Source organism: Bradyrhizobium sp. MOS001 (assembly GCF_004634465.1).
Taxonomy (GTDB): domain Bacteria; phylum Pseudomonadota; class Alphaproteobacteria; order Rhizobiales; family Xanthobacteraceae; genus Bradyrhizobium; species Bradyrhizobium barranii.
On the sequence record NZ_SPVJ01000014.1, the window covers coordinates 40,660 to 52,794 of the forward strand.

12 protein-coding genes are annotated in these 12,135 nt (G+C 62.5%); 6 read left to right on the top strand and 6 right to left on the bottom strand.

What is annotated here, in order from left to right; genetic code table 11:
• Positions 1–162 precede the first annotated feature (162 nt).
• Complete coding sequence (gene rpoD, locus CT676_RS19325) at positions 163–2,322, top strand: RNA polymerase sigma factor RpoD (RefSeq protein WP_038942760.1); 2,160 nt, start codon at positions 163–165, stop codon at positions 2,320–2,322.
• A gap of 109 nt (positions 2,323–2,431) precedes the next feature.
• On the opposite strand, the gene CT676_RS19330 is transcribed toward rpoD, so the two are convergent.
• From CT676_RS19330 to CT676_RS19345, 4 genes are all read right to left on the bottom strand, one after another.
• A complete protein-coding gene (locus CT676_RS19330) occupies positions 2,432–2,668 on the bottom strand; it encodes a hypothetical protein (RefSeq protein WP_028150700.1) in 237 nt (78 codons plus the stop codon).
• A 634-nt stretch (positions 2,669–3,302) separates the two neighbouring features.
• Positions 3,303–4,241, bottom strand: coding sequence for an OmpA family protein (locus tag CT676_RS19335; protein ID WP_085400455.1), 939 nt, complete (start codon positions 4,239–4,241; stop codon positions 3,303–3,305).
• 337 nt (positions 4,242–4,578) lie between these two features.
• Positions 4,579–5,019, bottom strand: coding sequence for a hypothetical protein (locus CT676_RS19340; RefSeq protein ID WP_135215188.1), 441 nt, complete (start codon positions 5,017–5,019; stop codon positions 4,579–4,581).
• Entirely contained in the window at positions 5,016–5,543 is a 528-nt protein-coding gene (locus CT676_RS19345; RefSeq protein ID WP_135215189.1) for a hypothetical protein, read from the bottom strand. Before CT676_RS19345 ends, CT676_RS19340 begins: the two co-directional genes overlap by 4 nt.
• A 533-nt stretch (positions 5,544–6,076) precedes the next feature.
• On the opposite strand from CT676_RS19345, the gene CT676_RS19350 reads away from it, so the two are divergent.
• Positions 6,077–6,889: a lytic murein transglycosylase gene (locus tag CT676_RS19350; protein WP_085400458.1), complete on the top strand. Its 813-nt coding sequence runs from the start codon at positions 6,077–6,079 to the stop codon at positions 6,887–6,889.
• Positions 6,890–7,076: 187 nt separating this feature from the next.
• Here CT676_RS19350 and CT676_RS19355 read toward each other — a convergent pair whose 3' ends face one another.
• On the bottom strand, positions 7,077–7,913 hold the full coding sequence (locus tag CT676_RS19355; protein ID WP_085400459.1) for an SDR family NAD(P)-dependent oxidoreductase: 837 nt from the start codon (positions 7,911–7,913) through the stop codon (positions 7,077–7,079).
• Between the two features lie 120 nt (positions 7,914–8,033).
• On the opposite strand from CT676_RS19355, the gene CT676_RS19360 reads away from it, so the two are divergent.
• From CT676_RS19360 to CT676_RS19375, 4 genes are all read left to right on the top strand, one after another.
• A complete protein-coding gene (locus CT676_RS19360) occupies positions 8,034–8,408 on the top strand; it encodes a response regulator (RefSeq protein ID WP_085400461.1) in 375 nt (124 codons plus the stop codon).
• A 55-nt stretch (positions 8,409–8,463) separates the two neighbouring features.
• Positions 8,464–9,075 (top strand): LysE family translocator, encoded by a 612-nt coding sequence (locus CT676_RS19365; protein ID WP_085400463.1) that lies wholly within the window; start codon positions 8,464–8,466, stop codon positions 9,073–9,075.
• Between the two features lie 644 nt (positions 9,076–9,719).
• The gene (locus CT676_RS19370) at positions 9,720–10,931 is read left to right on the top strand and encodes a GGDEF domain-containing protein (protein WP_167768095.1); all 1,212 of its coding nucleotides are present in this window, start codon (positions 9,720–9,722) and stop codon (positions 10,929–10,931) included.
• Positions 10,932–10,965: 34 nt separating this feature from the next.
• A complete protein-coding gene (locus CT676_RS19375) occupies positions 10,966–11,592 on the top strand; it encodes a peptidoglycan recognition family protein (protein WP_085400466.1) in 627 nt (208 codons plus the stop codon).
• A gap of 111 nt (positions 11,593–11,703) precedes the next feature.
• Here CT676_RS19375 and CT676_RS19380 read toward each other — a convergent pair whose 3' ends face one another.
• A complete protein-coding gene (locus CT676_RS19380; RefSeq protein WP_085400468.1) occupies positions 11,704–12,096 on the bottom strand; it encodes a hypothetical protein in 393 nt (130 codons plus the stop codon).
• Positions 12,097–12,135: the final 39 nt, after the last annotated feature.

Genomic DNA, 12,135 nt, shown 5'->3' on the forward strand with positions numbered 1-12,135 from the left:
AGGCAAATCCGGCGAGAGAGAAGGTCGGGGTGGCGAGAGATATCCGCGCCGCCCTTTCCGTGTCGCGATCTGACGAAGCGAGAGCGTCGAACAACAGGTTCAAGTGAATTCAGGCGGGCGGGCCGTTCGGCCTTCTGCATGAAGCGCGTTTAGGAGCAATGGATGGCCACCAAGGCAAAGACGCTGCAGGCGAAGGACAAAGAGAAAGACGACAAGGCAGCGGACGCGCCGGAGAAGGACTCCCAGGACGCGCCGTCGCCGTTGCTCGATCTGTCCGACGCGGCCGTGAAGAAGATGATTAAGCAGGCCAAGAAGCGCGGCTTCGTGACCTTCGATCAGCTCAACGAAGTTTTGCCGTCCGACCAGACCTCCCCCGAGCAGATCGAGGACATCATGTCCATGCTCTCGGACATGGGCATCAACGTCACCGAAGCCGACGATAGCGACGGCGAGGAGGACAAGGACGAGGGCGGCGAGGACGAGACCGACAACGAGCTCGTCGAGGTCACCCAGAAGGCCGTCACCGAGGTCAAGAAGAGCGAGCCGGGCGAGCGCACCGACGACCCCGTGCGCATGTATCTGCGCGAGATGGGCACGGTCGAGCTCCTGTCCCGCGAAGGCGAAATCGCGATTGCGAAGCGCATCGAGGCCGGCCGCGAGGCCATGATCGCAGGCCTCTGCGAAAGCCCGCTGACCTTCCAGGCCATCATCATCTGGCGCGACGAGCTCAACGAAGGCAAGATCTTCCTTCGCGACATCATCGATCTCGAAGCGACCTATGCCGGGCCCGACGCCAAGGGCGGCATGAACACCGCGATGATCGGCGGTCCGACCGGCGAGAACGGCGAAGCGTCCGCCGAAGGCGGCGAAGCCGTTGTCGTGAACGGAGCTGCGCCGGCGCATGTCGCGCCGCCCGCCGCGCCGCCGTCGCCGACCCCGTTCCGCGCCGCGCCTGCGCCCGGCAATGCCGGCGAAGGCGAGAAGGATCCGGGCGAAGCCGCCGCCGAAGCCGACATGGACGAGGACGACGAGTTCGAGAACCAGATGTCGCTCGCGGCCATCGAGGCCGAGCTCAAGCCGAAGGTCGTCGAGATCTTCGACAAGATCGCCGACAGCTACAAGAAGCTGCGCAAGCTTCAGGAGCAGGACATCCAGAACCAGCTCGAGAGCACCTCGCACGGGCCCTCGCTGTCGCCGCACCAGGAACGCAAATACCGCAAGCTGAAGGACGAGATCATCGTCGAGGTGAAGTCGCTGCGCCTGAACCAGGCGCGTATCGACTCACTGGTCGAGCAGCTCTACGACATCAACAAGCGCCTCGTGTCGCACGAGGGCCGCCTGATGCGCCTTGCCGACAGCCATGGCGTCGCGCGTGAGGACTTCCTGCGCAACTACACCGGCTCGGAGCTCGACCCGCGCTGGCTCAACCGCGTCTCGAAGCTCTCAGCCAAGGGCTGGAAGAACTTCGTCCATATCGAGAAGGACCGGATCAAGGACCTCCGTCACGAGGTGCACCAGCTCGCCGCGCTCACCGGCCTCGAGATCGTCGAGTTCCGCAAGATCGTGCACTCCGTGCAGAAGGGCGAGCGCGAGGCCCGCCAGGCCAAGAAGGAGATGGTGGAAGCCAACCTCCGTCTCGTGATCTCGATCGCCAAGAAGTATACCAACCGCGGCCTGCAGTTCCTCGACCTGATCCAGGAAGGCAACATCGGCCTGATGAAGGCGGTCGACAAGTTCGAGTATCGCCGCGGCTACAAGTTCTCGACCTACGCCACGTGGTGGATCCGGCAGGCGATCACCCGCTCGATTGCCGACCAGGCGCGCACCATCCGCATCCCCGTGCACATGATCGAGACGATCAACAAGATCGTGCGTACCTCGCGCCAGATGCTCAACGAGATCGGCCGCGAGCCGACCCCGGAAGAGCTCGCCGAGAAGCTCGGCATGCCCTTGGAGAAGGTCCGCAAGGTCCTCAAGATCGCCAAGGAGCCGCTGTCGCTGGAGACGCCGGTCGGTGACGAAGAGGATTCACATCTCGGCGATTTCATCGAGGACAAGAACGCGATCCTGCCGATCGACGCCGCAATCCAGTCGAACCTGCGCGAGACCACGACGCGTGTCCTGGCGTCGCTGACGCCGCGCGAAGAGCGCGTGCTGCGCATGCGCTTCGGCATCGGCATGAACACCGACCACACGCTGGAAGAAGTCGGCCAGCAGTTCTCGGTGACCCGCGAACGTATCCGTCAGATCGAAGCGAAGGCGCTGCGCAAGCTGAAGCATCCGTCGCGGTCAAGGAAGCTGCGGTCGTTCCTGGATAACTAATTCGGATCGTCGTGCCCGGGCCTGATCCGGGCATTCATCCAAACGCAAACGGCGGGCCGAAAGCCCGCCGTTTTCTATTTGTACTGACGCTTCGCAAGTCGGGCGGAGCCTACTTCTTCTTCGCGCCGACCCGGTCGAGGGTCTTGATTGCCAGCGGCGGGCGGCCGGACTTTTCAGCGATCTCGCGGTCCTGCTCCATGATGAAGCCGCGCGCGGGCTCGTCGCCGTCCAGGCCTCCGAGCAGCTCCGCAGGCACGCGCCGGTTGGAGCGTTGGGAGCCGTCTTCGTAGAAGACGTTGAAAAAGGCAAACTCGCCCTTGGGATTGGTTCCAGGTTTTTTGGCCATGGCGGGCTTGTCGTCGATCAGGACGCTATAGTCAAATGACTTTGGCGGGTTTTCCGGTGGTCACACGGACCTGTCGCGGCGGTATCGGCTGCGCAATCGATCGATGAAGTCCGTTTGCGGGATGTTCGGATGCATCCGGCGCTTCGTAAAATCCGATGCGACCCCTCGCTCAATAAACGGCGGGCCGCAAAGCCCGCCGTTTATTTTTGGTCTTCAGCGTCGCCCGGGGCTGGCGGGGCGACAACCTAGACTAGAAGACTATAACTTGCGCCATAACGTGGCAAGGCAAATCGTTGACGCTGTGATGTCGCATCGAGCGCGTCAGATATGCGCCGGTCGCGACATCTGGTTTCGATGCACATCAAAGCAATTGTTTGGATGGCCAAATCACTTTGTTCATATTTCCCGCTCTCGCAACGCAACGAGAGGTGCGTGCTTTGTAAAAAAGCGCGTTCGCCTGCACGTCTTCCGTCCGCGTGCACAGGTTGTGTTCCATTGTGCGAACGAGTTCCATGTCCACGGTTGCACATCTCACTGCGTACACGTGACGAGTTCCGCTACGACGAACCACTTCTCCACCGACAACGCCATTCAAGAGATACTCAGCGTGCAGGTGGGAAGATGAGTGAGGCCGTCACGGTGCTACCAGCTCCACGCGCCGGTTGAGCGCGCGGCCGGCGTCCGTAGCGTTGGAACCGACTGGTGCCAGCAATCCGACGCCGGCGGTGCGCAGCCGCGTCTGCGCGATCCGAAAGCTTTTCACGAGTTCGGCTGCGACCGCTTCGGCGCGGCGCTTCGAGAGATCGAGATTGTATTCGTAAGCGCCCTGGCCGTCGGTGTGGCCGACGATGAAGACGTTGAGCTGCGGCTGACTCGTCAGCAGCTTTGCGATCTGCTCCAGCGTCGGGCGGCTCTCCGGCTTCAGAACCGCCTTGTCGGTATCGAAATAGATGCCGTAGAGCGCGATGTGGCCGGTCTCGCCAAGGCCCTTCGCCATCGCGGCAGCATCGACCATCTTGTTCGCGATGGCGCCGAGCTCGGCGACCGTGACCTGCGCGGTGATGTCCTGGTTGTTCTGGCTGACGATGACGCTGGCATAGGTCTCGCGTCCGCCCTCGCTCTTGCGGCCAGAAAAATAGCGGTAGTTGAAACCGTCGACCCACATCTGCGGGACCGGCAGCGTGTCGATGCTTTCCGTGAAGGGAATGGCGCCGCAGGCGTCGGTGTCGCAGGCGAGTAAGGTCTCGAAGCCCGCTTTCGCAAGCTGCGTCTCGAAATTGCGCGACACTTCCAGGATCGAGGGGCCGGGATTGGTGCGATAGGCGATGCGGAAGATTCGGCCTTCGAGCCGCCGCGCATCGGCCGGCTGGCCGTCCCTAAAGGCGGCCGCCTGCATCCGTGCGGCGTCAAAATCCTTCGTCACGTAGCCGGTGATGACGCTGCCGGTGAAGCGGCCGATGCCGGGATAGTCGCGGCTGCCTGCGACATCGCGGGTCTGCGCGGCGGCGGCGGTGGCGGTGAAGGAGAGCAGGGCGAGGACAGCGAGCATCCGGTGCGGAATGGGCATGGTCATCTCGATCGGTTGGGGACGGGGCGAGCGCAATTCATTTGTCGCTCCCAAGATGCGATCGGTTCTGGTGAGGATCTGCCGCTTTGACGCGAATCCGGTTCCCGGGCATGATCCACATCCGCTGCGCACATTTTTAGGAGTTTCTCGCATGTCGAGATACTCCCTGGCTACCGCTTTCGTCGTCTGGCTGCCGGTTGGATCGGCAAACGCGACGGGGCGAGAGTGAATTTCGCGGTACAGCCTTCGGACGCATCTGGGACAGCAAGATTGCGCCGCGCCAAGCTGAGGTCGACTCTTGCGGACTAGCGCGGCACTTCGAGATAAGCGCAAGCGGCTGCAATCACCTTACGGCCAGCGTGAAGCAAGCTTCGATCTCGCTAAGTATACTTTCAGTTTCTCGAGCCGATCTTGGAAAAGCGTTTGCCTCGTGGGCGAACCGGTTTCGCGCGACGCGGACGTTTTGTCCAAAACGGCGAGCATTGGCTGCATTCAAATACCCAGGTTGTCCATACGGGATGCTCTCGAGTTGCCGGAAGATTGGGCCCAGCGAATGACCAGGCGAAATTCCGTGACTTCGGACAACTTCCTTAAGGGCAGTTTCAAGTGATCTGATCGCGTGCAGTAATTGCAAGAGGTTCTTGCGTTTTTCCGGATTGATGCGCGCGACTGCGGCAAGCTCCTGCAGTTCTTGGTCGACATGATTGAAGATGTTTGAACCAATTCGGGTGCGAGCACTCTTTGCGATTGCGCGCAAGGTATTTACTCTGCGAAGTGAACTCATGACCTTCGTCCTTGGCGCATTCGTTTCGCAAACCGAGGAAGTTCGCTGCGAAGCTCGGCAAGCACAAAAGCCCATCCGCCAAACGCGGCAGAAAGAATCAGCTTTTCTGAATCTCGAGGTCTGGCCGGCCAATCTTCAATCACCGCTATTCCTAATGGTTCTCTCGCGGCGAATGGAATCCCGCCGTCCAATGAAAAATAGTAATTGGCTTGTTCATACACGAGATCGTTCACCGTCGATGAGTCAACGTCGGCATCCGATAATTCTGACAAGTCGACCTGCTGCTCCGTCGAGGCGGAATTTCTATCTATCTGCGGTCGTCGCTTGCTGTGTCTTATCGCAGATCTGATCGGGCGCCTAAGTTCTGAGACTTTTTCGTCAAATGCCGCGCTGAATGGTCGGTTTGTCAGTCGACTACTCAGTCGCATCACAGCCATTGCATTTGCGAAACGTATCTGGGCGTCGCCAGAAATGTCTGGCGGGACATCCTTATGATGGCCAAAAGCAGTCACGTCCGTAATCATTTCGGAAATTCCTGCCCGATTGTTCCATTCCAGAATATTTGCAAAATCGTTCGCGAAAGAGTTGGCAATCGAGTAGTCCTTTTCTTCAGCTACTAGTATGCAGCGAACATAAGGAGGTAAAGCCAGACGACTAAGTATAAAGCGCGCTTTGAGTAGACCTTAGTTTGTTCGCTCCGCGGCTAGAGGCATAAAGACGGCAGTCGTCGCTCTCTCTCCCGCAACAAGGAGATCCGGGCCACGAAGTAACAGAGGATGGTCGGGATTGGGTACAACTAGGAATTCATTTGGTAGCTCCCGACGCAACAACTGGGTGAGCGTCTTTCTCCGATAATAAATGTTGGCCATGCCGGTCCGCGCGGAGTTCTTGTGTTCAACCAAAAATAGAATCTAAGCAATGCTCCACTGGTCTGACAACCGATTTCTGCTATCAACTGCCGACGCCTTCTGAGATTCTCGTGGAAAGATGTGGCTTTGACGATCCTATTTCCTGCAGGATTAAGGCTCGCGCGAAAATTTGAAAGGACACTTAGGGCATGTGGCGGTTTGGGCTAATCTGTCTGTTTGGGTCTGTCCTCTGTCTGGCCGGCGGATCGGCGCAGGCCGCGCGCTGCGGCGGCGACTTCAACAGCTTCGTCGCCAGCATGAGCTCGGAAGCGCAAGGAGCCGGCGTCTCGGCGAGCGTGACCAGCGCGGCCTTCAGCGGCATCGCCCAGGACGGCGCCGTGCTCGCCTTCGACCGGCGCCAGCGCTACACCTTCAACAAGAGCTTCGAGCAGTATGTCTCGACCCGCGTCGGCCCCGGCCGCATCAATGGCGGCAAGGCACTGTTGCAGCGTCACGCGGCGCTGCTCTCGCGCATCGAGCGGCAGTTCGGCGTGCCCCGCTATATCCTGGTCGCGATCTGGGGGCTGGAGAGCGATTTCGGCAAAGGCGACATCGGCAAGCTGCCGGTGATCCGCACGCTCGCCACGCTCGCGCATGATTGCCGCCGCACCGAGCTGTTCCAGGGCGAGCTGCTCGCCGCGCTCAAGATCGTGCAGCGCGGCGACCTGCCGCTGCGCGACCTCATTGGCGCCTATGCCGGCGAGATCGGCCAGACCCAGTTCCTGCCGTCGTCCTACATCAAATACGGCGTCGATTTCGACGGCGACGGCCACGTCGACCTGCGCCACAGCGTGCCCGACGTACTCGCCTCGACCGCGAACCTGCTTCACACCAGCGGCTTCAAGATGGGCCAGCCCTACGGCGAAGGCACCGCCAATTTCGAGGCGATGCGGGAGTGGAACAGGGCGGTGATCTACCGCAAGACGATCGGCTATTTTGCGGACCGGCTGGCGGGGCAGTGACCACATACTCGGTGTCATCGCCCGCCTTGTGCGCACTTGCGCACTGGGGCGGGCGATCCAGTATTCCAGAGGAGGCGCGGCTAGAACCGAGAAGCCGCGGCGTACTGGATGCCCCGGTCAAGCCGGGGCATGACAGCGGTGGTGTGGCGACAGCGGAGCACGCAGCGGCGATGCCGTCGCGTCACGCCTACTTCGCCGTCCCCTTCGCCATCTTCTCCAGCTTGCGCTGCAACGGCGCCCAATAGGTGCCCGGGCGGAAGCGCTGCAAAATGTCCATGAAGCGGGCGTCGTTGCCGATCAGGATGCGGGGCTGGTTGTTCTCGATGCCCTTGATGATGCGCAGCGCGGCGTCTTTCGGCGTGGTCTTTGCCGCGTTCTCGAACCGCTCGATCGATTGCGCGCGGCGCGCATTGTCGGTGACGCCGACCCCGGTGCGCGAATTGCGCGCGATGGCAGTGGCGACGCCACCGGGATGCACCACCGACAGTTTTACGGGGCTGCCCGCGACCGCAAGCTCGTGCCGCACGCTCTCGGAAAAGCCGCGCACCGCGAACTTGGCGGCGGCATAGGCCGACTGTCCCGGCGGCGCGATGATGCCGAAGATCGAGGAGACGTTGACGATGTGCGCCTCTGCCAGCGTCTTCAGATGCGGCAGGAAAGCGCGCGTGCCGTGCACCACGCCCCAGAAATTGATGTCGAACAGCCACTCCATCTGCGCCTGGTCGATCTCCTCGAACGTCCCCATCAGCGCCACGCCGGCATTGTTGATGACGATGCCGAGCGCGGGATGTGCCGCGATCGCATCACGCGCGAACTCTGCGATGTCGCCGGGCTCGCTGACGTCGACGCGATGCACGCTGACCTTGCGTGCGGCACCGATCTCGGCGGCGAGCGTCTTCAATCCGGCCTCGTCGCGATCGGCGAGCGCGAGATCGCAGCCGCGATTGCCGAGCTCGATTGCCAGCGCGCGCCCGATGCCGCTCGCCGCTCCCGTGATTGCGGCGGCACCGCGAATGGCAGTCATGATGTCCCCCCGTCAAGCCGGTCGTGTGGAACTATGATCTACATTTTTCATGATGGAACTGAACCACCGGCGAACTGGCTCCTTAACATAGGTTACGCAAGCAAGCACTGGAGCGGCCCCATGGGACAGGCAGAACCATTTCGCGCGACGGCGCTGATCGTCGAAGACGACGTCATGCAACGGGAGATGCTCAGTCTTCTGCTGGAGGAGAGCGGCTACCAGGTCATCCAGTGCGATAGCGCCGAGGCTGCCCAACGGGTGCTCGACAGAAGCGCCGGCGCGCTCTGTCTGATGCTGACGGACGTTCAGCTTGCGGGGCACATGACCGGGGTCGAGCTCGCGCACGTCGCCAAGGACCGCAATCCAAAGCTCGACATCGTCGTCACCTCCGGCCGCCCCTTGGCGCAGCCCTTGCCCGATGGCGCGAAATTCTGGGCCAAGCCATGGGCGCCGCTCGACGTGCTCCGCGAAGCCGAGCTCGCGCAGCCGTCCTGATGGTCGATGCGGGGGCTCGCTTTCTTGCCGTGAGGCACGGTGATAGGGTCTGCCCATGACCTTTTCCTTCCTGCTCACCTCGCTCATCGTCGTCGCCTCGCCCGGCACCGGCGTGCTTTACACCCTGGCTGCGGCGCTGACACGCGGCTCGCGCGCGAGCGTCGCTGCCGCCTTCGGCTGCACGCTCGGGATCGTGCCGCACATGATAGCTGCGATGCTCGGGCTTGCCGCGGTGCTGCATACCAGCGCGCTTGCCTTTGCCGCGCTGAAATGGGGCGGCGTCGCCTATCTGCTCTACATGTCCTGGCAGGCGCTGCGTGAGACCGGGGCGCTGGCGGTCGATGGCGAGATCAGGGAGCGGTCGAGCCGCCGCGTCATCGTCACTGGCTTCCTGATCAACATCCTCAATCCGAAACTGTCGATCTTCTTCCTGGCCTTCCTGCCGCAGTTCATCGCGGTGGACGAAGCCCATGTGCTGGCGCGGATGCTGGAATTGAGCGGCGCCTTCATGGCGATGACCTTTGCGGTGTTCGTCCTCTACGGCCTCTGTGCGGCGTCGGTACGCGAGCGCGTCATCTCCCGCCCACGTGTCATGGCCTGGCTGCGCCGCAGCTTCGCCACCGGCTTCGCCGCGCTCGGCGCCAAGCTTGCGTTTGCGGAGCGGTAGGCTTCGCCTTCACCTCTCCCCGCTTGCGGGGAGACGCCGCAGCTGAGTGCGGCCAATAAAAAAAGCGGGCCTTGCGCCCGCCATCTCCAAACTCTCTCGACCTTTTACCCGACGCCCGGGCGGAGCGAGGCTCCACCCGGGCAAAGAACATGCTGGCTACTTCTTCTTCGCGGCCTTCTTGGCCTTTTTCTTCGTCGCCTTCTTCGCCTTCTTCGCTTTCTTAGCCATAGTATCCTCTCAAGGGTTCATGGTTAAACGCGACACGAGGGATGCTCGGCGGAGGGCCAGCCTCGCAACATCCTCGACCACAAACTCAGCAGATTCGCGGGCGGCTGCCCCGTGCTGTCACATCTGTGTCATTACGTTATCCACAGCTCAGATGCATTTTCGGGTGATTTTTGCCCGCGAATCCGCATCGCAATGCGCATCGGCGTGGCCGCGCAGGGAGGCCGCGACATGCCTAACGATCCGATAATCGCGGCGCACTGTTCATGAATCCAAAACCAAGGGCGAGCTTTCGCAGATCGCAGTGAGGTTCCGTTAAGTGCAATCCGCGCATTCTTCCCCGCAAGAACGCGGGGAAGGGTCATGGACGAACGGCTGCCAGAGACGGGGGGGGCGACGCTGCGCGTGCCGCACGCGCCATGCTGAACGTACCGACACTCTGGACGGTCTTCGTCGTCAACTTCCTGGCGCTTGGCCTGATCTGGGCCTACGTGACGCGCTCCTATCCGAAATTTGCAGCGGCGCGATTCTGGATGGCATCGTCGTTCGTCGGCGCCGCCGGCGCGATGACAGCCCTGGTCCGCCTGTTCGTCGCCTCTCCCCTGCCGCTTCTTGTCGGCGCTGCCGGTATCATCGCGGCGAGCTGCCTCGCCGCCATGGGCATTCAGCGCTTCTATGACCGGCCGGTCTCATGGCGCGTCATGGCCGCAACGGGGGTGCTAAGCCTCGCCGGCGTCGTGTTCTTCATGGTCGGCTTCGAGCACATGCAGCTGCGCATGCTCAGCTACACGCTCGGCCAGGCCTTGCCGCTGGTGCTGGCGCTGCGTCTGCTCCTGGCGCCGCCGGAAGGCCGCGTCAGCCCGGGTGCGCGGCTGTCCGGCATCGTCATCCTCACCATCATCGGGATCTTTGCGGTTCGCACGCTGGGCAATCTGCTCGGCCACGATTTCTCGGCGCGCGCCGGCGGTCAGGCTCATGGCGTCATGGTGCTGGGCCTCCTGTTCCTGTCGATGACGCTCAATTTCGGCTTCCTGCTGATGGCGATGGATCGCCTGCGCAACGAGGTCGCCGACCTCGCGCTGCTTGACGATCTCACGGGCGTCGCCAACCGGCGCCATTTGTTGCAGCGCCTGTCCGAGGAATGCGCCCGGTCTGAGCGCAGCGGCGAGCTGTTCTCGCTGCTGGTGATCGATCTCGACGGCTTCAAGGCCATCAATGACTCCCATGGTCACGCCGCGGGCGATGCCTGCTTGCGGCACTTCACCCTGATGGCGCAAACGCGGCTGCGGCCGGGCGACATGCTGGCCCGCACCGGTGGCGACGAGTTCTGCGTCGTGCTGCCGTCCTCGTCCCTGCGCGAGGCTGCCGCGATCGCCCGCCGCGTGCTCGAGGTCTGCCGCCAGGACGCCGCGGCCTGTACAACCAGGGACATCCCGATCGCGATCTCGATCGGCGTTGCCGAATGGGACCGCGGCATCGGCCAGTTTCCGGACCGCCTCATCGCCCATGCCGACCACGCCCTCTATGCCGCCAAGAAAAACGGCAAGAACGACTTTGCCGTCTACGATCCGGCTCCGCCGCTCTCGCCTGAGCGGCCCGGGCTCGGCGAGGCCACGCGCAAATTCGCATAAAGCCTGCTAGGATTTGGGTCCGCCTTGGACCCGTATGATGATATTCCGCCTGCTCGCGACTTTTCTCGCCGCCCTTCTTCTGCTCACCCCAGCCGCCGCAACGGACGCCGAACTCGCGAAGATCGCGCGCGTCTCCGGCACGCCTGACATTCCCGGCCTGAAAATGGTCTGGCTCGCGCCATGGGGCGATGTCCGCGACGCCCATCCCTGGCGCAACATCATCGTGCACCAGACCGAGGGGCCGACAGGCTCGGCGCGCGGCGGCGCGGCGGAGCAGTCGAAGAACCCGACGCGCCGCGGCGTCACCGTGTGGGTCGAGACCGACGGCACGGTCTATTGGGCGGTCGCCGAGAACCTGGTGCCGACCCATGGCGACGGCGCCAACCGTAACGACAACAAGTACATCGACAACAGATCGACCTATCGCCAGGTCGTGCGCGACAACTCGATCGGCGTCGAGTTCGCCGGCAACTATCCGGATGTCACCACAGGCCCGACCGAGGCGCAGGTCGCGGCATGGAAGATCCTCGTGAAGGTGCTGCGCGCGCGCTACGGCATCCCGCTCGACCACGTCTATGCGCACAACTGGATCGACTACAAGGACGCCCGCTATTGCGAAGGCTGTTGGCTCGCGACGCTGGCGCGGACTTGGGGGGAGTGACGAGCAGGCGCGTCCGGCAACCGAAGGCCGAAACCTCCGGTGCCGGACGGCCATCGAGAGCGATCGCTATCGGCTCTCATCGCCATCCTAAGTCCACCGGTCTTCCCGGGCTCAGGGGAATGCCTTGGGAAGATCGGCGGAAGGCTTCGTGACGATCTGGTGCGCGTCGCGCCAGATCACTTCGCGCTGGCGTGAGGTTGTAATCGTGCGCACCGGCAGGCCGCCCTCCTCGAGCAGCCAAGCGCAGTAGCGCGCGCAGCTGACAGCCTCGCGGGCTTGAGGATCGAACCAGCAAATGCCCCAGATCGAATCGCGCCGCTTGAAGTGACGCGCGATGCGTCCAGGAAGCGGCAGATGCTGCGCGAACCAATTGAACTGGTCCGAGAGCTCATGCCGGATCCAGTCCGGACAGTTGTTTCGCTGGACATACCAGGACGCACGAAAGAAGCCGCTCTCCACGCGACTGTGCGGGTGGATGAGCGGTGTAACGAACCGCAAATGCATGACGACACGGCGCGACGCCTTGTTGCGTCGCGCCCCTCG